Source organism: Methylobacterium sp. WCS2018Hpa-22, from assembly GCF_031843785.1.
GTDB lineage: Bacteria > Pseudomonadota > Alphaproteobacteria > Rhizobiales > Beijerinckiaceae > Methylobacterium.
Window position 1 is genome coordinate 132,738 of the sequence record NZ_JAVTJA010000001.1, and the last position, 25,979, is coordinate 158,716.

At 66.7% G+C, this 25,979-nt stretch carries 24 protein-coding genes; 10 read left to right on the forward strand and 14 right to left on the reverse strand.

Features of this window, described 5'->3' with window-relative positions:
* Window positions 1–53: 53 nt before the first annotated feature.
* Entirely contained in the window at window positions 54–1,406 is a 1,353-nt protein-coding gene (locus RQI43_RS00570) for an LLM class flavin-dependent oxidoreductase (RefSeq protein ID WP_311273867.1), read from the reverse strand.
* Between the two features lie 51 nt (window positions 1,407–1,457).
* A complete protein-coding gene (locus RQI43_RS00575; RefSeq protein ID WP_311273868.1) occupies window positions 1,458–2,675 on the reverse strand; it encodes an acyl-CoA dehydrogenase family protein in 1,218 nt (405 codons plus the stop codon).
* 325 nt (window positions 2,676–3,000) lie between these two features.
* Between RQI43_RS00575 and RQI43_RS00580 the strand changes: the two genes are divergently transcribed.
* The 3 genes from RQI43_RS00580 to RQI43_RS00590 all read left to right on the forward strand — a co-directional run bounded on the left by RQI43_RS00580 (window position 3,001) and on the right by RQI43_RS00590 (window position 6,151).
* On the forward strand, window positions 3,001–4,398 hold the full coding sequence (locus tag RQI43_RS00580; RefSeq protein WP_311273869.1) for an LLM class flavin-dependent oxidoreductase: 1,398 nt from the start codon (window positions 3,001–3,003) through the stop codon (window positions 4,396–4,398).
* 39 nt (window positions 4,399–4,437) lie between these two features.
* Entirely contained in the window at window positions 4,438–5,238 is an 801-nt protein-coding gene (locus RQI43_RS00585) for a MetQ/NlpA family ABC transporter substrate-binding protein (protein ID WP_311273870.1), read from the forward strand.
* A 115-nt stretch (window positions 5,239–5,353) separates the two neighbouring features.
* Window positions 5,354–6,151 (forward strand): MetQ/NlpA family ABC transporter substrate-binding protein, encoded by a 798-nt coding sequence (locus tag RQI43_RS00590; protein WP_311273871.1) that lies wholly within the window; start codon window positions 5,354–5,356, stop codon window positions 6,149–6,151.
* Here RQI43_RS00590 and RQI43_RS00595 read toward each other — a convergent pair.
* The 3 genes from RQI43_RS00595 to RQI43_RS00605 form a co-directional block, all read right to left on the reverse strand.
* On the reverse strand, window positions 6,115–6,723 hold the full coding sequence (locus RQI43_RS00595) for a cytochrome c (RefSeq protein WP_311273872.1): 609 nt from the start codon (window positions 6,721–6,723) through the stop codon (window positions 6,115–6,117). The genes RQI43_RS00590 and RQI43_RS00595 overlap by 37 nt on opposite strands.
* Entirely contained in the window at window positions 6,713–7,972 is a 1,260-nt protein-coding gene (gene soxC, locus RQI43_RS00600; protein WP_311273873.1) for a sulfite dehydrogenase, read from the reverse strand. Before soxC ends, RQI43_RS00595 begins: the two co-directional genes overlap by 11 nt.
* 126 nt (window positions 7,973–8,098) lie before the next feature.
* A complete protein-coding gene (locus tag RQI43_RS00605; protein WP_311273874.1) occupies window positions 8,099–8,416 on the reverse strand; it encodes a hypothetical protein in 318 nt (105 codons plus the stop codon).
* A 51-nt stretch (window positions 8,417–8,467) separates the two neighbouring features.
* Here RQI43_RS00605 and RQI43_RS00610 point away from each other — a divergent pair, with 51 nt between their 5' ends.
* The 5 genes from RQI43_RS00610 to RQI43_RS00630 all read left to right on the forward strand — a co-directional run bounded on the left by RQI43_RS00610 (window position 8,468) and on the right by RQI43_RS00630 (window position 13,441).
* Window positions 8,468–9,592: a methionine ABC transporter ATP-binding protein gene (locus RQI43_RS00610; protein WP_311273875.1), complete on the forward strand. Its 1,125-nt coding sequence runs from the start codon at window positions 8,468–8,470 to the stop codon at window positions 9,590–9,592.
* Window positions 9,582–10,247 carry a methionine ABC transporter permease gene (locus tag RQI43_RS00615; protein WP_311273876.1) on the forward strand — a complete coding sequence of 222 codons (666 nt, stop codon included), beginning with the start codon at window positions 9,582–9,584 and terminating at the stop codon, window positions 10,245–10,247. The genes RQI43_RS00610 and RQI43_RS00615 overlap by 11 nt, the downstream gene beginning before the upstream one ends.
* A 358-nt stretch (window positions 10,248–10,605) precedes the next feature.
* Window positions 10,606–11,637 carry an ABC transporter substrate-binding protein gene (locus tag RQI43_RS00620; RefSeq protein ID WP_311273877.1) on the forward strand — a complete coding sequence of 344 codons (1,032 nt, stop codon included), beginning with the start codon at window positions 10,606–10,608 and terminating at the stop codon, window positions 11,635–11,637.
* 11 nt (window positions 11,638–11,648) lie between these two features.
* The gene (locus tag RQI43_RS00625) at window positions 11,649–12,554 is read left to right on the forward strand and encodes an ABC transporter ATP-binding protein (protein ID WP_311273878.1); all 906 of its coding nucleotides are present in this window, start codon (window positions 11,649–11,651) and stop codon (window positions 12,552–12,554) included.
* Entirely contained in the window at window positions 12,551–13,441 is an 891-nt protein-coding gene (locus RQI43_RS00630) for an ABC transporter permease (protein ID WP_056425186.1), read from the forward strand. The genes RQI43_RS00625 and RQI43_RS00630 overlap by 4 nt, the downstream gene beginning before the upstream one ends.
* Before the next feature lie 33 nt (window positions 13,442–13,474).
* Here the strand turns inward: RQI43_RS00630 and RQI43_RS00635 are convergent, their stop codons facing one another.
* The 3 genes from RQI43_RS00635 to RQI43_RS00645 form a co-directional block, all read right to left on the reverse strand.
* Window positions 13,475–14,089, reverse strand: a complete 615-nt coding sequence (locus RQI43_RS00635; RefSeq protein WP_405030527.1) for an SCO family protein — start codon at window positions 14,087–14,089, stop codon at window positions 13,475–13,477.
* Window positions 14,082–15,200: an MBL fold metallo-hydrolase gene (locus tag RQI43_RS00640; protein ID WP_311273879.1), complete on the reverse strand. Its 1,119-nt coding sequence runs from the start codon at window positions 15,198–15,200 to the stop codon at window positions 14,082–14,084. Before RQI43_RS00640 ends, RQI43_RS00635 begins: the two co-directional genes overlap by 8 nt.
* 452 nt (window positions 15,201–15,652) lie before the next feature.
* Entirely contained in the window at window positions 15,653–17,077 is a 1,425-nt protein-coding gene (locus RQI43_RS00645) for a phosphomannomutase (RefSeq protein WP_311273880.1), read from the reverse strand.
* 451 nt (window positions 17,078–17,528) lie between these two features.
* On the opposite strand from RQI43_RS00645, the gene RQI43_RS00650 reads away from it, so the two are divergent.
* Window positions 17,529–18,530 carry a polysaccharide pyruvyl transferase family protein gene (locus tag RQI43_RS00650; protein ID WP_311273881.1) on the forward strand — a complete coding sequence of 334 codons (1,002 nt, stop codon included), beginning with the start codon at window positions 17,529–17,531 and terminating at the stop codon, window positions 18,528–18,530.
* Between the two features lie 99 nt (window positions 18,531–18,629).
* On the opposite strand, the gene RQI43_RS00655 is transcribed toward RQI43_RS00650, so the two are convergent.
* Both RQI43_RS00655 and RQI43_RS00660 read right to left on the reverse strand, forming a co-directional pair.
* Entirely contained in the window at window positions 18,630–19,289 is a 660-nt protein-coding gene (locus RQI43_RS00655; RefSeq protein ID WP_056425174.1) for a 3-oxoacid CoA-transferase subunit B, read from the reverse strand.
* A 20-nt stretch (window positions 19,290–19,309) separates the two neighbouring features.
* The gene (locus tag RQI43_RS00660) at window positions 19,310–20,041 is read right to left on the reverse strand and encodes a CoA transferase subunit A (RefSeq protein ID WP_056425171.1); all 732 of its coding nucleotides are present in this window, start codon (window positions 20,039–20,041) and stop codon (window positions 19,310–19,312) included.
* 427 nt (window positions 20,042–20,468) lie between these two features.
* Here RQI43_RS00660 and RQI43_RS00665 point away from each other — a divergent pair, with 427 nt between their 5' ends.
* Window positions 20,469–22,400, forward strand: coding sequence for an AsmA family protein (locus RQI43_RS00665; protein WP_311273882.1), 1,932 nt, complete (start codon window positions 20,469–20,471; stop codon window positions 22,398–22,400).
* Here RQI43_RS00665 and RQI43_RS00670 read toward each other — a convergent pair.
* From RQI43_RS00670 to RQI43_RS00690, 4 genes are read right to left on the reverse strand one after another with little or no spacing between them, the layout of a single operon-like run.
* The gene (locus tag RQI43_RS00670; RefSeq protein WP_311273883.1) at window positions 22,388–23,173 is read right to left on the reverse strand and encodes an ABC transporter permease subunit; all 786 of its coding nucleotides are present in this window, start codon (window positions 23,171–23,173) and stop codon (window positions 22,388–22,390) included. The two genes, RQI43_RS00665 and RQI43_RS00670, sit on opposite strands and share 13 nt — an antisense overlap.
* Window positions 23,170–24,057, reverse strand: a complete 888-nt coding sequence (locus RQI43_RS00675) for an ABC transporter permease subunit (RefSeq protein WP_311273884.1) — start codon at window positions 24,055–24,057, stop codon at window positions 23,170–23,172. The genes RQI43_RS00670 and RQI43_RS00675 overlap by 4 nt, the downstream gene beginning before the upstream one ends.
* The gene (locus RQI43_RS24520) at window positions 24,057–25,142 is read right to left on the reverse strand and encodes an ABC transporter ATP-binding protein (protein WP_405030528.1); all 1,086 of its coding nucleotides are present in this window, start codon (window positions 25,140–25,142) and stop codon (window positions 24,057–24,059) included. The genes RQI43_RS00675 and RQI43_RS24520 overlap by 1 nt, the downstream gene beginning before the upstream one ends.
* On the reverse strand, window positions 25,139–25,831 hold the full coding sequence (locus RQI43_RS00690) for a Crp/Fnr family transcriptional regulator (RefSeq protein WP_018043200.1): 693 nt from the start codon (window positions 25,829–25,831) through the stop codon (window positions 25,139–25,141). The genes RQI43_RS24520 and RQI43_RS00690 overlap by 4 nt, the downstream gene beginning before the upstream one ends.
* Window positions 25,832–25,979: the final 148 nt, after the last annotated feature.

The window sequence follows — 25,979 nt, forward strand, 5'->3', positions numbered from 1 at the left end:
TCGCTTGCCCCGAGGCGTCTGAAGGAGGACGCCTCGGGGCAAGCTGCGGCGCATCATTCTGGCGGGGCCACGTCGTGACGACGATGGTGGGGCCGGGCGAGGCCGAGATTCTCACGAAGCGTGGTCCCTTCGTATTCCGTGCGGAACAGTCCGCGCCGCTGCAATTCGGGGATCACCAGCGTGGCGAAATCGTCGAGCCCGCCGGGTAGCGTCGGCGGCATGATGTTGAACCCGTCGGCGCCATAAGCTTCGAACCGCTCCTGGAGGGCGTCGGCGATCCGGGCGGGTGTTCCGATCAAGGTCCAGTGGCCCCGAGCGCCGGCGATGCGCAGGTAGAGCTCGCGAATGGTCAGGCCTTCGCGCCGGGCGATGGTGACGAGAAGATCCTGCCGGCTCTTGCCGCCCTCCGTCCCGCTGGCCGGCGGAACCGGCGCATCGTCGGGATAGCCGGAGAGGTCGAGCCCCGCGAGTTGTTCCAGGAGCGAGCGGCCGACGACGGGGTGGATCAGCTCCTGCAACGCGCCGTACTTGTCCTCGGCCTCAGCCATCGTGCGACCCACCACCGGAAAAGCGCCCGGCAGGATCTTGAGTGAGTCGGGCTCGCGGCCGTGCCGGCCGAGCCGGCCCTTCACGTCGGCATAGAACGCGGTCGCATCGTTCAGGGTCGCCTGGGCGGTGAAGATCACCTCGGCGGTCCGGGCCGCCAATGCCTTGCCGGCCTCCGAGGAGCCCGCCTGCACGACGACCGGGTGGCCCTGGGGCGGACGGGGAACGTTGAGCGGGCCACGCACGGAGAAATGCTCGCCCTCATGGCCGAGCACGTGCAGCTTGGCCGGATCGAAGAAGCGCCCTTCCTCGCGGTCGCGGACGAAGGCGTCGTCCTCGAACGTGTCCCAGAGGCCGGCGACCACATCCACGAATTCCTCGGCGCGGGCGTAGCGGCTCGCATGGGCGAGATGGCTGTCGCGGCTGAAATTGTAGGCCTCGCGCGGGTCCGCCGAGGTGACGAGGTTCCAGCCCGCCCGGCCACCGCTGAGATGGTCGAGGGAGGCGAACTTGCGCGCCACGTGGAACGGCTCGTTGTAGGTCGTGGAGGCGGTGGCCACGAGGCCGATGCGCTCCGTCACCGCCGAGAGATGGGAGAGCAGGGTCAGCGGCTCGAACTGTCCGACATAACGGATCGCCGTGCGGCTCAGGGCGTCGATGTCGTCGCCGCGGATGCTGACCCCGTCGGCGAGAAAGATCAGGTCGAACTTCGCCGCCTCGGCCACCTTGGCGAGGCGGCGGTAATGGGCGGGGTCGATCCCCGCATCCGCCTGCGACGAGGGGTGCCGCCACGCCGCGACGTGGTGCCCGCCCGGATAGAGGAAGGCACCGAGGCGCATCGTGTCCCGGCGTCGTGACATGGGTCTGTCCTTGATCTCTCGTTCCAATGGGCTTGCTTGGCAGGGGGCGCTTCAGGCCGAGCCGACCCGGTATTGGCGCGGCGGGGCCGTGCCGTTCACCGCGAAATTGCCCACCGCCCGGTCGCGGTAGATCCGGGGATTGTGCGAGGCGATGGTGCGGGCGTTGCGCCAGTGCCGATCGAGGCCGAGACCGCTCTTCACCGCCGAGGCGCCGAGCGCATCGAACAGGGTCGTGGTGGCTTCGAGAACGAGATTGGTGACCACGGTCACCGCCTGGTTCACCTCGATGTCGGCGATACCCGCCGCATGGTCCGCCGCTTCTCCCGTGCGGTGGATGTCGTAGGTCCGCTGCAGGGCCTCCGCCGCCTTGAGGACGATGGCGCCTGCCGCATAGGCCGCCCCGCGCACGCGCCCCACCACCTGCTGCACCTGGGGATCGTCGCCGGCCCGGCTGCCGTTGCCGTGGCTGTAGACCCGCTTGCGCTCGGCCACGAGCCGCGACACGTCGATGGCGGCCGAACGGCCGATGCCGGCCAAAGTCGCCAGATGGACGAGCTGGAAGAACCCCATCGCGTAGGGGAAACGCTCCGGATCGGGCTTGATCAGCTCCGGCCCGATGAGGACGTCCGTGAAGATCGCCGTGCCGCTCGCGGTGAGCGATTGGCCGAAACCGTCCCAATCGTCGACGATCTCGACACCCGGCGCCCGCGCCGGCACGGCCGCCACCAGGGATGCGCCCGCCTCGTCCTGGGCCGAGACGTGGATCCAATCGGCGAAGAGCGAGCCGGTGGTGTAGAATTTCCGGCCGTTGAGCAGCCATTGCCCGTCCTGCGGCCTCAGCACCGTATCGAACTGCCCGACCTTGGCCTCGCCGGTTTCGGACACGCCGCTGCCGACGGTCTGGCGATCGCCGATCCGGGCGGTCCAGCGCGCCCGCCATTCCGGCGAGGACGAGCACAGCATGTCCTCCGTGAAGCCGAAATGCGCGCGGAGGGCGTTGGTGACGTTGGGATCCGCCTCCGACAACTCGATGAGGAGGTTGAACAATTCGGGCAGGCTCGCGCCATGGCCGCCCTCTTCGCGTGCGAGGCGCAGGGTCGTGAAGCCCGCCTGTTTCAGCCAGTCGATCTCGTCATGGGGGAGCGTGTGCGCGAGATCGCGGGTGATGGCGGTGGCGCGGATGCGCGCGAAGACCGGCCGGAAACCGGCCGCGAGCGCCTCGTAGCCCGCGCTCGGTCCCGCGCCCCATCCCGCTTCCGTCTGTGACATTCCGTCGATCCCGTGCCTGTGATGCCGTGACGCCGAAGGGGCTCGCGCTCGATGGCCCCCGGCCTCGTGGTCGTCCTGATCGTCAATCCGGGCAGGGCAGACAAGTATAAATTATGATCAGATGGGCGATTTGGAGATGTTATGCTCTAATCAATCGTAAAATAGACGATGTATGCTTGGAAGGGGTGATCGTTGAAAGATCATTCTTGTTGACCGGGTCCGGTCTCCGGCTAGGCTCATGCGCCTGAAGGCCTCCCGCATCGCGTGAACGAGGCCTCTCTTCCCCATCGCACGATACCGTCGCCCCGGATTGCCTGGATCTGCCATGAGCCCACGCCGCGAATTGAGGCTGAACGCCTTCGAGATGGGGGCGCCGGGCCATACCTGGGCCGGGCTGTGGCGGCACCCGCGCGACGCGGCGGCGCGCTACAATACCCTCGATTACTGGGTGTCGCTGGCCCGCACCGCCGAGCGTGGCCTGTTCGACGGGATCTTCCTCGCCGATGTGGTCGGGGTCTATGACGTCTACGGTGCCTCCCCGGCCACCGCCCTCGCCCGGGCGGCGCAGGCTCCGAACCTCGACCCGTTCCTGCTGGTGCCGGCGATGGCCCATGCCACCACGCATCTCGGCTTCGGGGTCACGGCGAACCTCACTTACGAACACCCCTACACCTTCACCCGCCGGCTCTCGACCCTCGATCACCTCACCAATGGGCGGATCGGCTGGAACGTGGTCACCGGCTATCTCGAGAGCGGCGCGCGCGGCATGGGCCTGCCCCAAGCGCGCGAACACGATGCGCGCTACGATGCCGGCGAGGATTTCCTGGAGGCCGCCTACAAGCTCTGGGAGGGAAGCTGGGAAGACGGTGCGGCCCTGCGCGACCGGGCGAGCGGCCTGTTCACGCAACCGGACCGGGTCCACCGCGTCACCCATGACGGGCCGAGCTACCGGGTCGACGGGCAGCATCTCAGCGAGCCCTCACCGCAACGGACGCCCGTGCTCTACCAGGCCGGCGCCTCGTCGCGCGGACGTCTCTTCGCCGCCCGCCATGCCGAGAGCATCTTCCTCAACGGCCAGACCAAGGCCATCGCGGGCAAGGCCGTGCGCGCCACGCGGCAGGCGGCGAAGGAAGCGGGCCGCGATCCCTATGACATCCGGATGTTCCTCGGGGCCACCGTGATCGTGGCGCCCACCCGCGCCGAGGCGTTCGATCTGCGCGACGAGTATGCGCGGTATCTCGACGTGGAGGGCCAGCTCGCCCTCGTCTCCGGCTGGACCGGAATCGACCTGTCCGAACTCGATGCCCATGAGGGGCTCGCCTACGTCAAGACCAATGCCATGCAGTCCTTGCTGGAGAACCTGACGCTGCCCGGCGAACGCCCGTTCACTCGCGCCGATTTCGCTGAGTTCGGCCCGCGCGGGGCGAGGGCCCCCTTCATCGTCGGATCGCCCTCGGACGTCGCCGACGCGCTGCTGTCCTGGGCCGACGAGGCCGATATCGACGGTTTCAATCTCACCCGCGCCGTCGCGCCCGAGACGATCGAGGCCTTCGTCGATCTCGTCGTGCCCAAGTTGCAGGACCGGGGCGCGTTCAAGACGCGGTATCGCGAAGGCACGCTCCGCGAAAAGCTGTTCCCGGACGGCGGCGCCACCCTGAAGGCGACCCATCCCGGCGCCCGCTTCCGCCTGACCGGCGCCGAGGCCCGCGCCTCCGCCGCCTGACCGGCACCCTCTTCCCCTCCCCGATCACAGGCTTCCACGATGCCCCCGCTCCGTACCCGCCGCGGCCTCCTCGGCTTCGCGGCTGTCCTCATCGCTCTGGCGACCGGCCCCGCCTCCGCGGAAAAACCCCTGCGCATCGGCGCGACGCCGGGGCCGGTGGGGCAGACCCTGGCCTTCGCCGCCGATCTCGCCCGCAAGCAGGGGCAGAATGTCGAGATCGTCGAGTTCACCGATTGGGTGACGCCCAACGAGGCCGTGGCCTCGGGCGATATCGACGCCAACCTGTTCCAGCACGTGCCCTACCTTCAGAACGCGATCCGCGCGCGGGGCTACAAGCTGGTGGCGGTGGAGGGCGCCATGGTCCTGCCCGTGGGGCTGTTCTCGAAGACGGTGACCAGCCTCGACACGGTCCCCGACGGCGCTTCGGTCGCCATCGCGAACGATCCCGTCAACGCGGCGCGGGGCTTGCGCCTGCTGGAGACCGCCAGGCTGATCACCTTGAAGCCGGGCATCGGCGACGAGGCCTCCGTCGCCGACATCGTCGCCAATCCGAAGCGCCTGCGGATCATCGAACTCGAAGCGGCGCAATTGCCGCGTGCGATGGACGACGTGACCTTGGCGCAGGTGAGCTTCACCTACCTGATCGCCGCCGGCGGCGACCCCAGGACCTCCCTCATCACCGACGGGGCTGGGGATCGGCGCTACACGCTGAGCTTCGTCGCGCGGCCCGACAATCGCGACGATCCGCGTCTGGCCGCCTTCATCCGCAGCTTCCGGTCGGCGCCGGTGCGCGACTACATCGAGCAGACCTACAAGGGCTTCCTCGAGCCGGTCTGGTAGCGCGGTCTCAGACTCAAACTCCCGGCCCGCTCCGTTTCCTGAAGCGCGCCCGCCCGGAGCCCCGCGCTACGCTCGCTGGCGGTCGCGCCGGCAATCCCGAACAGGAAGGATCACCATGCCGCTGAACCGTCGCGCCCTGCTGGGCGGCACCCTTGCCCTGCTCACGGCCTCCGCGGCCCGGGCCGCGGCGCCCCTCAAGGTGGTCGCCTCCTCGGTGCCGCATGCCGAGATCCTGACCTATGTGCAGGACAAGCTCGCTCCGGACCTGCCCCTGCGGATCATCGAGATCAGCGGTGACATCCGCCCGAACCGCCTCGTTCTCGATGGCGATGCCGACGCCAACTTCTTCCAGCACGTGCCGTATCTGCGCAGCGAGGAGGCCGAACTCGGCACTCGCTTCGCCGTGACCGCGAGCGTGCATGTGGAGCCGCTCGGGCTCTATTCGCGCCGCGTCCGCAGCCTCGCCGACCTGCCGAAGGGAGCGACAATTGCCCTGTCGAACAACGTCACCAATTTCAGCCGGGGGCTGAGGTTGCTGCAGGAGAACGGCCTCATCCGTCTCAGGCCCGGCGGCGACGGCACCTTCGCCACGGCCGGGGACATCGCCGAGAACCCGAAATCCTTGAGCTTCATCGAAGTGGCGCCGCCGCAATTGCCGCGCTCCCTCGACGACGTCGCCCTCGCGGTCATCAACGGCAACTACGCCCTCGAATCCGGCCTCGACCCGGCCAAGGATTCCCTCGGGCTGGAACGGGCGGAGGGCAACCCCTACGCCAACGTGCTGGTGACGACCCAGGCCCTGGCCCAGGATGCACGCATCAAGACGCTCTCCTCCCTCCTGCAATCGGCGGAGGTCGCGGGATTCATCCGCGAGCGCTATCGCGGCGCGGTCATCCCGGTGAGAGGCGCCTGAACGGCGCGCGCCGGCACGTCGGGGCGGATATCGGCGGTGAACCCGTCCCGGTTCGGCATCCGCACCTTCGGCAGGGAGGCGGCATCGAGTTCGGCTTCCCTCGGCAGGATGCCGTTGAGATGCAGGACGTAGGCGCTGAGGGCGTAGGTCTCATCGGCACTCAGGGATTGCGGCGCGTCGTAGGGCATGGCGCGGCGGATATAGTCGAACAGCGTGGTGGCATGGGGCCAGAAGCTACCCACCGTCCGCACCGGCTTGCCCGTCGCGAGGCTGCCCTGGCCGCCCACGAGCCTGTCGGCGGATGCACCCTCCCCTTGCGCCCCGTGGCAGGCGGCGCAGCGCGCGCCGAACAGGGCCTCGCCCTGGCGCACGCTGCCATGGCCGGCGGGCAGGCCCCGCCCGTCGGCACGCACGTCGATATCCCACAGGGCGAGGATCCTTTGGCTCGCCGGCTGCCCAATCGCCAGAGGGCCGAGCCCGTTGCCAGGGAGGGAGACGGGCCCGGACGGGTCCGCCAGGGCGGCGCCCGTCACCATCAGGCAGGGGAGAAGGCCGAGGCCGCTAAACCGCATGGCTCACGTTTCCTCCGGCGGCGACACGCCAGCCGGCGATCGCATTGTTGTGGTAGAAGGATTGGGTGCCCCGGACGGAGAGCAGCGCCTCACGCGGTGGCTGGACGTAGCCCGTCTCGTCGGTGGCCCGGCTGAGGAGATGCGCGGGGCCGCCCTCCCAGCGCCAGGGGAGCCGGAACCGGGTTAGGCATCGCGGCAGGATCGGTCCTTCCAAGGCGGCCGCTTCCCAGCGCGCTCCGCCGTCGGTGGAGACTTCGACGCCCGCGATGCGGCCGCGTCCCGTCCAGGCGAGGCCGCGGATCTGGCGAAAGCCGGGGCTTCGCAACTGCTCGCCACCGGAGGGTGAGGTGATGACGGATTTCGCCTCCATCGCGAAGGTGAACTGCCGTGCCGATCCATCCGGCATCAGGTCGGTGTATTTCGAGGTCTCCTCGCGCGTCTGGAACGGCTGGTCTCCGACCTTGAGCCGGCGCAGCCATTTGATGCTGAGGTTGCCCTCGACCCCCGGCACGAACAGCCGCAGCGGGTAGCCCTGTTCCGGGCGGAGCCGCTCGCCATTCTGGGCATAGGCCAGGATCGCACCGTCGCGTGCGAGATCGAGGGGAATGCTCCGGGTCATCCCGGCCGCGTCCGCGCCTTCCGCAAGGATCCAGGCGGCACCTGGTTTCACCCCGACCTCGTCGAGGAGAGTCGCCAATTCGACCCCGGTCCATTCGGCGCAGGAGAGGAGCCCGTGACTGTCTTGGAGGGTCCAGGTCGGTTTGGCGCCGAGCCAGGGCGTATTGCCCGAGCATTCGAGGAAGTGGATGCGCGAGACCGAGGGCATCCGCACCAGATCGTCCATGGTTAGGACTAGGGGCCGTTCCACGAGGCCGTGGATCGCCAGCCGGTGGCGCTCCGGGTCGATGGCTGGAACGCCTGCGTGATGACGTTCGAAATGCAGACCGTTGGGCGTGATGATGCCATGCAGGTTCTGCAGCGGCGTGCCGGTGGAGGCGGCTCCCGGAAAGGTCGGTGGCGTCCGCGACTTGCGGCCCAGAACTTCGTAGGGCGATGGCCGTCCATAGGGTGGCGATGCGGACGGTGCGCCGGGCGTACGGCTCCATTCGGGAACGGCCAGGGGATCGCCGGCATCGAGGGCCTGCGCGGCCGACGCGATGCCGATCCCGCCCGCCGCGCCACCGGCCAGCCGAAGGAAGCCGCGCCGGCTCGATGACCGGCGCGGTTCACGCATGATATCAAACGACATGAAAACGGAGTCCGAATGGGCGTTCGTCAAAGAACGCGAAACATAAGATCAAGAGGTTCAGAGTCGTGCAAAGACACTGCCGCACTTGCCGATCTCAAAGCATTAAAGCGTAATCGTCTCTTGTATTCAATGAAATGAAATTCTGAACTCTTTCGAGAATTCGATAGCATCTTCTATCGAGCGGGTGTCTGACGGGGTGATTTTCGTGGGTCCGGCCTGCGCGGTCGAATAGTGCTGCCGAATGATGCCGCAGCGTCTTGGCTCGCGGAAATCGGTGCTCGGAAGTCCTGCTGCGAGAGCCGGGTCGAGTGGGCGGATGGAGGATCCTTCCCTTCCGGTGCGAATACGGGGATCGTTCTCTTCCAATCGGCGATCGATTTGATAACCGTTTTCATTGAGCGTCCAAAGTATAAGATGTAGGAATACATCTTCGATCCTAGTCATTCTGGCGAACCTGCATGGGCGATGCGTGTGCAGGTCCATGAGGTTCGTTGCGTGTCGTCAGTTCATCATGATAGCCCCGGCAAGGCCGGCCTCGCGCCGTCGGATGCACTCATCCGCTTCGACCGGGTCGCGAAGTCCTACTCGACCCGCGACGGCGTCGACGTCTCCGCGCTGAGTGGGATCGACCTCTCGGTGGCGGCGGGTTCGGTGCTGGGGGTGATCGGCCGGTCGGGCGCCGGAAAATCGAGCCTGATCCGTCTGATCAATGGGCTGGAACGTCCCAGCGCCGGGACGATCAAAGTCGGGGATGCCGAGGTCTCGTCCCTCGACGAGCGCGCGCTGCGCCACGTGCGCCGCCGCATCGGCATGATCTTCCAGCATTTCAACCTGCTCTCGTCCCGCACCGTCTCGGGCAACATCGCCCTGCCGCTGGAGATCGAAGGGCGCGGAAGGGCCGCGATCCGCGCCCGTGTCGGGGAGTTGCTGGCCCTGACCGGACTGGAGGATCAGCGCGACCGCTATCCCGCCGAACTCTCGGGTGGGCAGAAGCAGCGTGTCGGCATTGCCCGCGCGCTGGCCACCGGACCGAGCGTGCTCCTCTCCGACGAGGCCACCTCCGCCCTCGACCCCGAAACCACGCGGTCGATCCTGGCGCTGCTGCGCCGGATCAATCGCGAGCTCGGCCTCACCATCGTGCTCATCACCCATGAAATGTCGGTGATCCGCGCCGTGGCGGATCGCGTCGCCGTGCTGGAGGCGGGCCGTATCGTCGAGCAGGGCGACGTGTTCGAGGTCTTCACCCGTCCGCAGGCCGAGATCACCCGGACGCTGCTGGCGGGAGAGATGGGGCTGGCCTTGCCGGCCGGGCTTCGCGCCGAGATCGACACCCAGCCGATTCCCGGCGGCACCGCGGTTCTGCGGATCGCCTTTCGCGGAGCTCACGCCAGCGATCCGATTATCGCGCGGCTCGCGCGCGAGACCGGCATCGAGGCCAACATCCTGTCCGGCACCGTCGACGAGATCGCCGGACAGCCATTCGGCTCACTGACGGTGGGCCTGCCCGCGGGGCCGGATGTCGTCGGGCGCGCACGTGCGTTCCTCGACGCCCATGGTCTCGTCTCCGATCTCCTCGGCTACCTGCCGGCTCGCAGCGTGGAGGCTCGCCGTGTCGCCTGAAATGATCCGCCTGCTGCTCCAGGCGACCAGTGACACCCTCGCCATGGTGGCCGTCGCGGCTTGTCTCGGAACCCTGTTCGGCTTGCCGCTCGGGATCTTCCTGGCGACCAGCCGGCGCGGGGAATTGCTCGCCGCACCGTGGCTCAACGGCATCCTGGGTCTCGTCGTCAACGCCACCCGCTCGACACCCTTCATCATTCTGGTGGTGGCCATCATCCCGTTCACGCGCCTCATCGCCGGCACCTCCATCGGCCTATGGGCCGCCACGGTGCCGCTGACGGTGGCGGCGACCCCCTTCATCGCCCGCCTCGTGGAGGCCGCGATCCGTGAGGTCGATTCCGGGCTCGTGGAGGCCGCGCGCGCCTTCGGTGCCGGCCCGCTCACCATCATCCGCAAGGTGCTGATCCCCGAGGCGCTGCCCGGCATCCTCCTCGGCCTCACCCTCGCGGTGGTCTCGCTGCTCGGCTATTCGGCCATGGTCGGCGCCGTCGGCGGTGGGGGGCTGGGCGATCTCGGCATCCGCTACGGCTACCAGCGCTTTCGCCCCGAGATGATGCTCGCCGTCGTCGTCGTGCTGATCGTGCTGGTCCAGGCGGTGCAGACCATCGGCGAGCGTCTCGCTGCCCGACTCAACCGGCGTGTCCGCCGGGCGTGATCCGGGCCCCGTGCCGATCGGGCGAGATCGATCCGGCACCTGAGTTGGTGTGGCGGGGACGGTGACCGGCCTTGCATCCGACAAGCTACTCGGCATGTCCTATAAAACGAACGACTGTGGGGATGGTATGAACCGACAACCTCCAGCTTCCGACTGAAGCGCTGGAGATATCCTTCTTGTTATCGATGAAAGCTGGATAACTACTAAAGTATACGGCTTTTAGAGACGGATCATCTCCATCCGCTGTTCTATAAAGAGAACGATTTCATTGACGGGGCGAGCGCCGCCAAGCAGATTTGCAGGCGCCTTTCACGTCCCGGCTCCGCGTTCCGCGCCCGAATTCGACAGCAGGTTCCCCATGACGACCCGACGCATGTCCCTCTCGCGCCGCAAGGCCGCGTCCCTTTTCGGCGGGCTCGCCCTGTCCCTGGTGGCCGTGGGCCATGCTGCCGCCGGCGAAGGCCAATTGCGCATCGCCAAGCAATTCGGTGTCGTCTACCTGCTCCTCAACGTGGTCGAGGATCAGAAGCTCATCGAGAAGCACGGCAAGCAGGCGGGCGTCGATATCAAGGTGGACTACGTCCAGCTCTCCGGCGGCTCGGCGGTCAACGACGCCCTCCTGTCCGGCAATATCGAGATCGCCGGTGCCGGGGTCGGCCCGCTCTTCACCCTCTGGGACCGCACCAGGGGGCGGCAGAACGTCAAGGGCGTCGCGTCCCTGGGTAACTTCCCCTACTACCTCGTCACCAACAATCCGGACGTGAAGACCATCGCCGATTTCACCGAGAAGGACCGTATCGCGGTTCCCGCCGTCGGCGTCTCGGTTCAGTCGCGCATCCTGCAACTGGCATCGGCGAAGCTTTGGGGCGACAAGGACTTCGCCAAACTCGACAAGATCAGTGTCGCCGTCCCGCATCCCGAGGCCACCGCCGCGATCATCAAGGGCGGCACGGAGATCTCGGGCCATTTCGGCAACCCGCCCTTCCAGGAGCAGGAACTGGCCGAGAACCCGAAGGCCCGAATCGTCCTCAATTCCTACGACGTGCAGGGCGGGCCGGCCTCCTCCACCGTGCTCTACGCCACGGAGAAATTCTACAAGGACAGCCCGAAGACCTACAAGGCGTTCCTGGGCGCGCTCGATGAAGCCGCGACGTTCATTACCGAGAACCCGGAGAAAGCCGCCGACATCTATCTTCGGATCAACAACAGCAAGCTCGACCCGGCTCTCCTGACGAAGATCATCAAGAACCCTGCGGTGACCTTCAAGGTGAAGCCGGAAAACACGATCGGTCTCGGCAAGTTCATGCACCGGGTCGGCGCGATCAAGGCCGAGCCGTCGGCCATCGGCGACTACTTCTTCGACGATCCGCGCATCAGCAGCGGCAGCTGAGGCGCCACGCCATGAGTTTCGCAGCCCACCGCTCCGACTTTGCCATCGCCGAACATCCCGAATCCCGCGCGCGGGGTTCCATCCGGCGTGAAGACGCGCGCGCGCGTTCCCCGATCGCGGCCGAGGCATCGCCGCTTTTGCGGATCGCGGGTGTGACGCTCGAATACCGCACGCCGGAACGGGTGGTGCGCGCCACCCATCGCATCGATCTCGACATCCACCAGGGGGACCGCTTCGTTCTGCTGGGGCCCTCCGGCTGCGGTAAGTCCACCCTGCTCAAGGCCGCGGCCGGCTTCATTCGCGCCGTCGAGGGCGAGATCACCCTCGACGGCGTGCCCGTGCGCGAGCCGGGACCCGACCGGATCGTGGTGTTTCAGGAATTCGACCAGTTGCCGCCCTGGAAGACGGTGGCCCAGAACGTCGCCTTCCCCTTGCGCGCGGCACGGGCGCTGGGACGGCGCGAAGCGATGGAGCGGGCCCGCCACTACATCGACAAGGTCGGGCTGACGCCCTTCGCCGAGAGCTACCCGCACCAGCTCTCGGGCGGCATGAAGCAGCGCGTGGCGATCGCCCGCGCGCTCGCGATGCAGCCGAAGGTCCTGATGATGGACGAGCCCTTCGCGGCTCTGGATGCCCTGACCCGGCGCCGGATGCAGGAGGAGTTGCTGGCCCTCTGGGAGGACGCTCGTTTCACCCTTCTCTTCGTCACCCACTCTATCGAGGAGGCCCTGGTGGTCGGGAACCGGGTGGCGCTGCTCTCGCCCCATCCGGGCCGGGTGCGGGCCGAGTTCAACAGCCATGCTTTCGATCTGACCAGCATCGGGAGCCGCGATTTTCAGGACGCGGTGCAGCGACTGCACAGCCGCCTGTTCGAGGCCGCACCCGAAAGCCGCGCATCCACGGAGGCCTCCGCATGAGCAATGCCAGTCTCGCGGGCCGGCCCCTCGTGCCGCCGATCCGCCCGGAATACGACCATGTGCTCGCCCCCTTCGTGGAAGCCCCGGTGGAACGGGTGCTGCCGTTCTCGACCCGGCTCTGGCAGCAGGATTGGCTGCGCAAGGGCCTGATCATCGTCGCCCTGATCCTCCTCTGGGAGGGGTTGGCCCGGTGGCAGGACAACGACCTGCTGCTGCCCGGCTTCGGCGCCACGATGGCGGCCCTGTTCGATGGTTTGGTGAACGGCGAGTTGCTGGACCGGGTACGGATCTCCCTCGTCGTACTGCTGCAGGGCTATGTCTGCGGGATCGTCCTGGCCTTCCTGCTGACGACGCTGGCCGTATCGACACAGTTCGGCCGCGACCTGCTCTCGACCCTGACGGCGATGTTCAATCCGCTGCCGGCGATCGCACTGCTGCCGCTGGCCCTGCTCTGGTTCGGCCTCGGGTCCGGCAGCCTGATCTTCGTCCTCATCCATTCGGTGCTGTGGCCGATGGCGCTCAACACCTATGCGGGCTTTCAGGGCGTGCCCGAAACCTTGCGCATGGCCGGGCGCAATTACGGCCTGCGCGGCCCGTCCTATGTGATTCAGATCCTCATCCCCGCCGCCCTGCCGGCGATCCTGTCCGGCCTCAAGATCGGATGGGCTTTCGCCTGGCGCACGCTGATCGCCGCGGAACTCGTCTTCGGCGCGTCCTCGGGGCGCGGCGGTCTCGGCTGGTACATCTTCCAGAACCGCAACGAACTCTACACCGACCGCGTCTTCGCCGGCCTCGTCCTCGTCGTCGTCATTGGCCTCGTTGTCGAGAACATCGTGTTCGCGGCCTTCGAGCGACTCACCGTGCGGCGCTGGGGCATGGCGCGATGATCTGATCGACGGTGGAGGCTCGACGCGCAGCCGTCAGGGCTGAGCGAGATGGGGGCGGATGATCGTCAGCATTCGCTCGGCCGAGGTGCCCGGCGGGAAGAAGCCGAGATAGGCCCCCGACCGGTCCATCAGATAGATGAAGGCCGAGTGGTCGATCGTCCTGTCACCATTCACTCCCACGCCCGTTTCGAAGAACACCCGGTAGGCATCGGCGGCCTGACGGATCGCCGCCGGTTCTCCCGTCAGGCCCACGAGCCGGGGCGAGAAGTTCGGGACGTATTCGGCGAGATGCGCGACGGTGTCCCGCTCCGGATCGAGCGTGACGAACAGCGGCTGGACCGCCTCCGACTCCGCGCCCAGCAGGGTGAGGGCGCGGGCGATCTCCATGAGGTCGGTCGGGCAGATGTCGGGACACGAGGTGTAGCCGAAATAGACGAGGAGGAGCTTGCCGCGAAAGTCGGCCTCCGTGCGCCTGCGCCCCTCGTGATCGACGAGACTGAAGGGCCCGCCCACCGGCTCGCGGTTCCACATCAGCACGTCCATCAACTCCGCAGCCGAGCGTCGCGCCGGCTCCGCGCCACGAGCCGGCACCATGGCGTGCCAGGCCAGGAGCGACAGGAACAGCGCCGCGGCTGCGGACCTACGCACCGAAGGTGAGACGGCTGCCCGTGGTCGGCACGATCACGTTGGCGGGCATCTGCGCCTGGGCTTCCAGCGCGAAGTTGAGGCCGCTGCAATGCATGGGAATGACCACGTCGGGATCGAGCTTTCGGATCTCGGCCACGATCTGGGTGAGATAGTCTTTCGACGCCGGCCCGAGATGGAACCCGCCGACGATGGCATGGACCTTCTCGACACCCGAGACGGCCTGGGCCTGACGGACCGAATTGACGATTCCCACATGGCCGCAGGAACTGATGACGACGAGGCCCTTGCCCTTCACGTTGAAGCAGGTGGCGTGTTCGTGGACATGCTCGTCGGGAATGATTTGCCCCTGTAGTTCAGCCGGCGAATAGTGGGTGGCATCGCAGCCGAGACCGTCCTTGATGCCGCGTTCCACGAAGGTGTTGGGCAGGATGCGCTCGATGGAGGAGCGCTTGATCTGACCCGTGGTGAAGGCGTGCCCGGCCACCACCGTCGGCGTCTCGCACAGGACTGTCCTGATCTTCTGCGCCGTCAACTCACGCCGGTCGAGCTGGCCGAAATCCGTGAACTGCCCCTGCACCTTGCTCGGGCTGACGCGGTGACAGAAATTGTCCTCGCCGCCGGCATAGAGCGTCAGATCCGCGGGCAGGGATGCGCGGTACTTGTCCAGGAACCCGTTGAGGCCGCCGTAATGGTCGTGATGGCCGTGGCTGACGATGAGGGCGTCGATCTTGGACGGGTCGACCTTCAGGATCTCGATGTTGTTCAGCAACGCATCGGGGCTGTAGCCAAAATCGAGCAGGATCGTGCGTGCCTCGTCCGCGCGCCGCGATTCCACGAACAGCGACAGGCCCCATTGGTTGTGCAGAACCTTGCGGTAATCGCTGCCGCGCCCGTTCCCGGGTGGCTGGTGGACGACACCCTGAACCGTCGCGGGCTTGAGGAACTGATCGTGGGACGAGTCGATCAAGACGCGCAAGCTCAGCGTGTCGACCGTCGGTATCTCGATCGTCGCGGCATTCGCGATCTCGATACACGAAAACCCGGCCGTTGCGGTCGCGGCAAGAGCCGCCGAGGCCTTCAGAAAGCCACGCCTGCCGATCTCTCGGGCCATCCCATCCTCCTCGAAGCCGACGCGTCACGGCTCCTGCTCTGTATACATTATAGTCGAGCTTTTCGGGATGGGTTTGCTCTATTTCAGGATCGTGAGAGAAGGATGTCTCGTATTCGGCGACATCGGTGAAGCTCTGTTCCCGCGGGATACTTCGTCCGAGGTGGTGCGTCTGCTCAGTGCGCCGCAAGATCGTCGGCATCGTGCCGGTATGCTTGTCGCAAACCTTATCCGTCTCGCAGGTCCTTCAAACTCCAGCACCCCATCGGACACGAGCGAATCAAGGCGGACCGGCCGCCTCGCGATCGCCGTCTAACGAGCCATTGCCGAAGCGTTTTCGGCCCGATCCGGGTGGGACAAGAACCGGGGCGATTCCCGGTCGAGAATGGATCGAGTCCAGGTGCAGGGACCGGCCAGGAGCGGGCCCGCCTGGCCCGCCTCTGAACTCGCTCGGCTCAGTTTGTCATGGCCGCGGCCGCTGCGGCCAATCCCCAGCGTACCAATTCTTCAGCGTCCGCGGCCGATCCCGCCTCCGCGTAGCAGCGCAGTTCGGGCGCATTACCGGACGGACGGAAATGGATCGTCCGGCCGCCGTCGAGTTCGACCCTGACGCCGTCCTGTTCATCCACGCCCTGGGGCGTACCGATCGGGCGGAAGAATTCCCCACGGAACGAGTCCTGACCGAGTTGGCGCAGCAACGCGCCGCTTCGCTCTGCGGGCGTATTGGGAAGACGATCGCTCGCCGTCTCGCCGACATTCAGCGACGTGACGAGTTCAGCGAGGGTCAGGCGGGCTTCCTGCGCGGCCGCCAATGTCGCCACGATCGGAAGGATCGCATCACGCGTCGGCAGGGCCGGCAGTGTCTTGCCATCGATGACGACGTCCGAGCCAAGGAGGAACCCGCCATTGGCCTCGAAACCGACGACGGTGCTCGCGCCTTCGCTCTTCGCCCGGTCCATCCCGGCAATGACGAAGGGAGAGCCGACCTTGGTGCGCAACACGCTCCGGAACCCGCCCGCATGCTCGATCGCCGAGCCCGCCGTGACCGGCACCACCACCGTGTCGACGCCGAGGTAGCGAGCGGTGATCAGCCCGAGAACGTCTCCCCGCACGATTCTGCCGGCGGCATCCGCGAGCAGCGGGCGGTCCGCATCGCCATCAGTCGTGACGAGCGCGTCGAAGCCGCCCGACGCCATGGCATCGCGGATGAACGCGATATCCTCGGGACGGTGTGCTTCCGTGTCGATCGGAATGAAGCTGTCGGAGCGGCCGATCGGTACGATGTCAGCCCCGAGCGCGGCCAGCACGTCGGCGAGGAGGTCCCGCGCGACCGAGCTCTGCTGATAGACCGCGATCCTTTGACCAGCCAGGATGGTCGGTGCGAAGGCATCGGTATAGCGCTGCCGGTAGCGGTCGATGGCGCCAGGCTCCTGAATGGCTGAATCGGCCTTCGGCATGTCCCCGGCCTTGGTGATGTCGCCCAGGGCGGCGAGGATGGCGACCTCGTCGGTCTTGGTGATCTCTCCATCGGGCCGGTAGAATTTCAGGCCGTTGCGATCCGACGGGATGTGACTGCCTGTGACCATGACGGCGCAGGCCCCGCGCCGGATCGCTTCCAGGGCGAGAGCCGGGGTCGGTAGCGCGCCGCAATCGTACACGCTGAACCCGGCCGCCGCGGCGGCATTTGCCACCGTGGCTGCGATCCCCGCGCTGCTGTCACGCAGATCCCGCCCGATGACGACGATCCGTTCGGACGCGCCCTCGCCAGCCGTCGCGGCGACCGAGCGGAAGAACGCGCTGGCATAGGCGTAGCTCGGCCATCCTACGAGGTCCGTCACCAATCCGCGGAGGCCGCTGGTTCCGAATTTCAGACTGCTCATGAGCTTTCCACTTGCAAAGGGCGTGACCGCGCGCCGAGCGTTGCGGTAAACCCCGCTTCTAAGTGGGTTGCGCCGTCGTCTCAAATGGCAGGCTGGTCCTTTGCGCAACTTTTGGTCGCCCCATTCGGAGGGTGCGGTCCGGAGCGGGGTTCCGAACGGGCTCCACCTCACGATTGGGCTCGCTCGGGCGAGCATCGTCCGGGGCACTGGAGGTCGGATCAGAGCATGGATGATGCGATTGCCCTGCCCGCACGATGCTGCGTGCCATCACCCGTATGATCCGTCGAGCAAAGAGCGGCCTGCGAAATCGCCTCGACAGAGACGGTGCGCCTTGAGATAACCCTTCCGCGCATGCCCCATGACAAGGCACGTTAAGCCATTGTCATCGCATTGTAATTTTCCGAAACGCGGCTTCGGCTCGATAGCCGGTTCCGTAAGGGGGAGACCAACCTTGGCGAAAGAAGAAGAGTCGCTCGCGGAGAAAACCTTCCTGGCTTTTCTCAGGAGTGGAGAGCGAGATGCGTTCCTCGCGCTCGAGGCCGAGCTGTTGGGCCAGTCCGTGGAAAAATGGGGGGCTCTCGTATCGGCCTACCGCGCTCTGCTGACGCTCGATGATATCGCAGCGGAGGCGAAGCTCGACGAGCGGTTCCGTCCGAAGATCTGGTGGATGCGCAGTCCGTTTCCCGGAAATTTCGGCGATATCCTCACGCCTTACGTGCTGTGGCATGCTTTCGGCGTAATGCCCCGGTGGCACAATGCGACGGAGGCGGATGGTCTCTGTATCGGAAGCACCGCCAAGTTCGCCCGTCCCGGCATGCATCTCTGGGGTACCGGCATGCCCCGCAGCACCGATACTCTCTGCCCGACCGCGATCTACTCGGCGGTGCGCGGACCTTTGTCCCGCGCCGCCGTTCTGGCGGCAGGGGGGCAATGCCCTGAAATCTACGGCGATGCCGCCATCCTCCTGCCCGAGCTTTATGCGCCGGTGGTGGCGAAGACCCACAAGGTCGGCATCATCCCGCACGTGCTGCAGGAGAACCGTATCCGTGAGGCTCTCGAGGCGGTCGGCGCCGACCATGTCAAGGTCATCTCACTCCTGGGCGTGACGTTCGAGGATATCGAGCGGGTGGTCCGCGAGATCCTGTCCTGCGACGAGATCGTCACCACATCGTTGCACGGCCTCATCGTGGCCCATGCCTATGGTGTGCCCGCACAATCGGCGCGCCTGTCCGAGCCGAACGCCGAGGCGAAGGATTCCTTCAAGATGCGGGATTACAAGCAATCGGTGGGGCTCGCCGACGAAGCCCTCGAACTCCCGCGTCAGTTCAGCGACCTGTCATGGCTGGAGCGCCGCAGATGCGTGCTCCCGCCTTCCCCCCTCGACACGAAGCCGTTGCGCGCCGCCTTCCCGTTCCCCGTCCGGATCGAGGAGCCGCCGGCCGCACGAGGTTGAAACGCCTGCGAAACCTCTGCGGCGTCGACGAAAGAGGCTCCCGATGCGATCGCATCGGGAGCCTTTTGCAACGACCGGTCGGATTGTGCCGGGCCGGATTCAGGTCAACGCGACGGTGAAGGCCCCTTGGGTCTTCGACCGGATTTCATCCTCGGTGACACCGTCGGCGAGTTCGACCAGGACCATGCCGCCATCGCCCTTCTTGTCGATGGTGAAGACGCCGAGATCGGTGATCACCATGTCGACCACGGCGGTGCCGGTCAGGGGCAGGTCACAGGCAGTCAGGAGCTTCGGGCTTTCCGACCCATCCTTGCCTTTGGCGGTGTGCTCCATCACCACCACCACCTTCTTCACACCGGCGACGAGGTCCATGGCGCCGCCCATGCCCTTCACCATCTTGCCCGGGATCATCCAATTGGCGAGGTCGCCATTCTCGGCGACCTGCATGGCACCGAGGATCGACAGGTTGATGTGCCCTCCCCGGACCATGCCGAAGGAATCGGAGGACGAGAAATAGCTCGTGGTCGGCAATTCGGTGATCGTCTGCTTGCCGGCATTGATGAGGTCGGGGTCTTCCTCCCCCTCATAAGGGAAAGGCCCCATGCCGAGCATGCCGTTCTCGGATTGCAGCTGCACCGACATGCCCTCGGGGATGTAGTTCGAGACCAGGGTCGGGATGCCGATGCCGAGGTTCACGTAGTAGCCGTCGCGCAGCTCCTTGGCGGCGCGCGCAGCCATCTGTTCGCGGGTCCAGGCCATGGTGGTGTCTCCCTTGGATGTCAGATGGCAGCTGCGGAGGAATCGGCGGTCTCGCCACGCTTGCGCGTGGTGCGCTGCTCGATCCTCTTCTCGCGGATCGCCACGTGGATGATGCGCTTGACGAAGATGCCCGGCGTATGGATCGCGTCGCCGTCGATCTCGCCCGGCTGGACCAGATGCTCCACCTGGGCGACCGTCACCTTGGCGGCCGTGGCCATCATCGGATTGAAGTTGCGGGCGGTCTTCCGGTAGACGAGGTTGCCTTCGGTATCGCCCTTCCAGGCATGGACGATGGCGAGATCGGCGAAGAGGCCGCGCTCCATCACGTAATTCTCGCCGTCGAACTCGCGCACCTCCTTGCCCTCGGCGATGAGGGTGCCGACGCCGGTCTTGGTGAAGAAGGCCGGAATGCCCGCCCCGCCCGCGCGGATGCGCTCGGCCAGCGTCCCTTGCGGGTTGAACTCGATGGCGAGTTCGCCGCCGAGATACTGGCGGGCGAATTCCTTGTTCTCACCGACATAGGACGAGATCATCTTGGCGATCTGGCGGGTCTGGAGCAGCTTGCCGAGGCCGACATTGTCGATGCCGGCATTGTTGGAGATGACGGTGAGGTCCTTGACCCCTGACGCCTGGATCGCATCGATCAGCTCGTCGGGGATGCCGCACAGGCCGAAGCCGCCGGCCATGATCGTCATGCCATCCTTGAGCAAGCCGGCGACCGCCTGCGTGGCGTCGGAATATACCTTCTTCATCTCAAGCCTTCCTCCCGGAATCCGGTCCTTGGCGCCGTTTCGGGCTGCCCTGCGAAACGCGAGCCAATCCCAACCCGCCGGCCCGGCTTAGGTCAGGCTCAGGTATACCAGGGGCTGGCCGTGTCCGTCTGCCCTGTCTCTGCGCCAGGATAAGGCGTTTCGGCAAGATCCTGCGAGGGAACAACGGGCCTGAAAGGTGAGGGGTCACGAAAGCTGTAGCAGAATGGAGTGCCCGGAGAAGCGCGTGACGGCTTGCCGGGGTCTGCTCCTGAATGCTCCACGGCAGAGAAATGATGCATGGCAGACAAATGCTTTCCCGCTCGTTATGGAGAGAGTGGGGGGTAGGTTTTTAGAAGATCGATCGCGGCGGCTCGGCGAGGCCGCGCGCGCAACCGCGTGTCGCGGTTTTGCTCCGATAGGGAGAGACATGTCGCTCCGTCGCCTCCTGCCGGCCCTCTGTATCGGCAGCCTCGTCCTTGCCCTGATCGCCGCCTGTCTGCCCTGGTCGGTCGCGTCCGCGCGCCTGACGCGGGGCGTCGGCAAGGCACTGGCGACCAATTACGGAATTGCGATGAAGGCCGAAGGATCGGCGGGCGTCGCGCTTCTGCCCATTCCCCGGCTCGATTTCGAGGGCGTCCGGCTCAGCGCAGGGACATTGGACGGGCCGCTCCTCGCCGATGGCGGATCGCTCACCCTCAAGCTCGGGATCCGTGCCCTTTTCGCCGGCCGCATCGAGATTGACACCCTCTCCCTCGAACGCACCACGATCACCCTCCCCCAGGATGACGGGGATTCGCGCTGGGTCGAGCCGCTCCGGCGCCTGAGAGCGCGCCTGACCCAGGGGGGCGTGTCGCGTCCGCGTCGTATCAGCCTCACCGACGCGACGCTGTCCGGCCGAGACCCCCGCGACGGCAGCGCCCAGACCGCCCGCGATGTCGATCTGGTTCTGGCCTGGCCATTCTGGTCGTCCCAGATGAACGCGGCGGGAAGCTTTATCTGGAACGACACGCCAACCCAATTTTCGCTCTCCGGTGTCAGGCTGGACGAGTTGTTCTCCGGCCGGGAATCGTCCTTTTCCGCCAGCGCGACCTGGCCCGCCGGCAATCTGGCGGCTGAGGGAAGCGGCAGCTTCGCGGATGGATTGTCGCTTCGTGGACAGGGCAGCCTGCAATCGCGCTCCCTGCGCGAGACCCTGACCTGGGCGGGGACGGATATCGCCCTGTCGCCGTTCCTCGATAGCCTCGCCATCGACGGAACGTTCGAAAGTTCGGGCCGGACCCTCCTTCTGCCATCCATGCGAATGCGGCTTGGCGACAACAGCCTCGAAGGCGCGGGATCGATCAGCTTCGCCGAGAGCCGTCCGGCCCTTCAGGCGACCTTGGCGGCCGAGAGCCTGAATCTCGCACCCGCTCTTGCCACCCTGATCCGGGTCTTCGGCCCGGACGAATCCTTGAACGCCAGCGGCTGGAGCCGGCAAAGTCTCGCGCTGCGCCCCTTCACCGGAGGGGACCTCGATCTGCGTCTCTCCGCCGGCACTGCCCGGCTCGGGCCGCTTGTGATGGAGGATCTCGCTTCCAGCCTTCTGGTCCGCGAGGGCAGCGTCGAAGGCTCTCTGGCTCGCGCCGTGGTCAGAGGGGGCATCGTCAAGGGACGGTTCGGCCTCACGACCTCGGCCGCCGACCGCGGTGAGACGGAGTTGCGCGCCCAGGGTGCATTCGACCGGCTCGATCTCGGCGCCCTGCTGGTCGATTTCGGGCAAGAGGGCTGGCTTCTCGGAAACGCCCAGGGACAGTTCACGCTCGAGGGATCGGGCCGCACCGCGGCCAGCCTGATCGACCACCTCAACGGACGCTCGTCCCTCGCCATGGAGAACGGGACCCTCGCCGGGCTCGACCTTGCCGACGTGGTGCACCGCAATGGCGTTGCCGCCGACGGTGCCTTGGCCCGCCGGAACGCCCGCACCCCGTTCGACCGCGCGGGAATCTCCCTGCGCTTCGTCGATGGCGTCGGCGACATTGCCGATGGTATTTTGAAGACGTCGTCGCTCACTGCCTCGTTGCGCGGAACTCTGTCGCTGCCGGAGCGGACCCTCGCTGCACGGGCGGAACTGTTGCCGCGAAGCCCAGCCGATCCCGCCCTGCGGCCGATGTCGCCGCCGAACCGCTCTTCGAGCCTGCCTCAGGGCACCCTCTTGGACATCGAAGGCCCATGGGACGCGGTCGCTGTTCGCACCATCCCGCGCGAGGGTGGTTCCGATCTCGACTCCCGCGGCGGCTCGATCCTGAATCTCGATGACATGCAGGGACCGAGGACGGGTGCGCTCGATCTACCGACCAGGGTGCGCGCCTACGTGCCCTGATTTCCTACGCCGCGGCGTCCGGTGAGAAACGAGGCCGCGAGGACGACGACGGTGACGCCGCCGACGAGGAGCGTCGACGCGGCGTTGATCTCAGGGTTCACGCCGAGGCGAACCTGGCTGTAGAGCCGCATGGGCAACGTCGTCGCCCCCGGGCCCGAAACGAAGCTCGCGATGACGAGGTCGTCCAGCGAGAGGGTGAAGGCGAGGAGGAAGGCCGCCACCAGGGACGGCGCGATCAGCGGCAGGGTGACGGTCGCGAAAACCCGAAAGGGGCCCGCCCCGAGATCCGCCGCTGCCTCTTCCAGGGAACGGTCGAGTCCCTTCAGACGCGCTCCGACCACCACTGCGACGAAGCCGAGGCCGAGGGTGGCGTGGGCGATGACCAGGGTCACGAGGCCGCGGTCGAGCCCGAGCCCGACGAAGAGGAGCAGGAGCGATAGGCCGGTGATCACCTCCGGCATCACCATGGGCGCGTAGACGAGGCCGGTGAAGCCGCCGCGTCCGGTAAAGCGTCCGCTGCGGTTGAGAGCCAGCGCCGCCAGCGTGCCGAGGAGTGTCGCCACGAGGGCGGCGAGTGAGGCCACTTTCAGCGAGACCAGGGCGGCGGCGATCAGTGGGCCGTCATTGACGAGCACCCCGTACCAGCGCGTCGAGAATCCGCCCCAGACCGTCACGAGGGACGAGGCGTTGAACGAGAAGACGACGAGAACGGCGATCGGTGCGTAGAGGAAGACGAGGCCGAGCCCGAGGCTGAGTCGGTTGAGCACACTCACCGGCCGACGTCCTCCCGCTCGCGCTCCGCATCACGGAACAGCACGATCGGTCCGACGATGAGCACGAGCAGCAGCACCGCCACCGCGGAGGCGAGTGGCCAGTCGCGGTTTGAGAAGAACTCGCTCCACAGCACGCGGCCGAGCATCAGCGTATCGGAACCGCCCAGCAGGTCGGGGATGATGAACTCACCGACCATCGGGATGAAGCACAGGAGCGCACCCGCGGCGATACCGGGCCGGGCCAGCGGCAGCGTCACGGTCCAGAAGGCACGCGCCGGCGAGGCCCCGAGATCGGCGGCGGCTTCCGTCAAGGTCGGATCCAGGCGGGAAAGCACCGCATAGAGCGGCAGCACCATGAACGGCAGGTAGGCGTAGGTCAGGCCGATCATCACCGCGGCGGGTGTGTTCAGGATGTCCAAGGGGCTGGCGATGAGGCCGGTCCAGATCAGTCCTGCATTCAGCAGGCCCTCGGGCTTCAGGATCGCGATCCAGGCATAGATGCGGATGAGAAAGCTCGTCCAGAACGGTACGATCACCAGTGCCACGAGCAGCGGCTGAAGCCGGGCCGGCGAGCGGGCGAGCGCATGGGCGATGGGCGTGCCGACGATCACCAGGATGGCCGTCGCCATGCCCGCGTAGAGCAGGGACGAGAGGGCCGCGTCGCGATACAGGCTGTCGCCGGCAAGGGTCTCGAAATTGGCGAAATCCAGGGCTTCCAGGAACGCGCCCCATCCGTCGATACCCGCGCTCCAGTCGAGCACCGGCAGGTAGGGCGGCTGCGCCGTTGCCGGTGACGACAGGCTGATCTTCAGGGTGATGAGGCAGGGCAGCAGCACGAAGGCGGCCAGCCACAGATACGGAGCGACCAGGAGAAGTCGCTTCATCACGCCGCCATGACGGTCGCGGCATCCGGCGCGAAGGACAGGCGCACATGAGTCTCGCTGGCGATCCCGGTTCCGGCGGGCATGTTCGCGCGGATCGTGCTGCCATCCCGCATGCGGATGTCGAGGCGGATGTGGTCGCCGAGATAGGTCGAGGCCTCCACCTGGCCGTCGAGAGTATTGCGATCCCCGGCGGCCACCCCGTCGATGGTGGACGCCGCCAGACGCTCGGGGCGCAGGGCGATCAGCGCGTGGGTACCGGTGGACGGGGCGCTCTCACCGGACGCGAAGATGGGCCCAAGGGCGGTCTCGACCCGCACCAGCGCGCCGTCGGCGTCCCGGACCGTCCCCGAGATGAGGTTCACGTCGCCGAGCAAGCCGGCGACGAAGCGGTTGACGGGCCGTTCGTAGAGCGTCTCGGACCGGCCGACCTGGACGAGGCGGCCCTTGTCCATCACGCCGATCCTGTCGGCGAGCGCCATGGCCTCCGAAGGATCGTGGGTGACGATGACGAAGGCGGTGCCGAGGCGGCGCTGGATCGCGCGCAACTCGCCCTGGGTCTGCTCGCGCAGGCCCCGGTCGAGCGCGCCGAGCGGCTCGTCGAGGAGGAGCACCTTCGGTTCGCGCGCCAACGCCCGCGCGAGGGCGACGCGCTGGCGCTGGCCTCCGGACAAGGTCTCGGGACGCCGGTTCCCGAAATCCTCCAACTGTACCAGGCGCAGCAACTCCTCCACGCGGGCGGCAGCGGCCGAGCGGCGGAGGCCGTTCAGCCCGTAGGCGATGTTGCGGCTGACGCTGAGATGCGGGAACAGCGCATAGGACTGGAACATCATGTTCACTGGTCGCCTGTGCGGAGCGAGGCCGGTGAGATCGACGCTGTCGAGGCGGATTGCGCCACCTGTCGGCGTCTCGAATCCGGCGATCAGGCGCAGCAACGTGCTCTTGCCGCAGCCGGAGGGGCCTAGCAGGCAGAAAATTTCCCCGGCTGACACAGCGAGCGAAAGATCCGCGACCGCAACTTGTGCGCCGAACGTCTTGGTCAGCCCTTCGAGGGTGAGGAACGGAGCCACAGTGTTCCGCGCCGTCAATTGTCCTCGCGCAAGGCTTCGGCGACCCGTGCCTCGAGCAGGTCCGGCCGGCGGATGACCAGGGCGCCTCTGGTCCGGTCGATCAGGCCGTCCGCCGCCATCACGGTGAACTCACGGGTCACCTGCTCGCGCCGGCAGCCGATGCGGGCGGCCAGCACGTGGTGATAGGGCGGCGGCGTCACCACCCGTTCCCCGTCGCCGCCGGCGCGCGGCACGGACAGGCGCAACAACTCGGCATAGAGCCGGTGGCGCAGGTCGAGCAGCGCGTGTTCCATCAGCCGCGTGTTGAGCTCGCGCACGCGCTTGGCGAGAAGGCGGAACAGCCGGTCGGCAATGGCCTCCGAGGCGAAGATCATCTGCCGGAAGATCGGGGCCGGAACGACACAGACCTCGCCGCGGGTCAGGGCGGTGACGTTGGCCGAGCGGCCGATCCCGTCCAGAGCCGCGAGCTCACCGAAGAACGCGCCGCCCCGCATCTCGCCGAGGATCACTTCCTTGCCCGATTGAGAGCGATTCAGGATGCGGACCTCGCCGGAGGCGAGGAAATACACGTCGGTGGAGATGTCGTCGTAATCGACCAGGACTTCGTTCTCGTCGAACCGGCGCCAGTGGCAGCGGGTCTCATAGGTCGACAGCTCGATTCCCGGCTCCTTGAAGAAGGGGATTGTCGCCAGCCGTCCTGCAGTCACGGGTATCATCTCCTAAAGCGAGTGATCGTTAAGCTGCCGGTCCTGTGGGTCAACCCATTCCGTCGGACCATCCCTACCAAAAGTCGCGTGGTTGGATATTCCATTCATACCAGGTCTCGATGAGTCCGACCTATCGAGCGCCGGCATT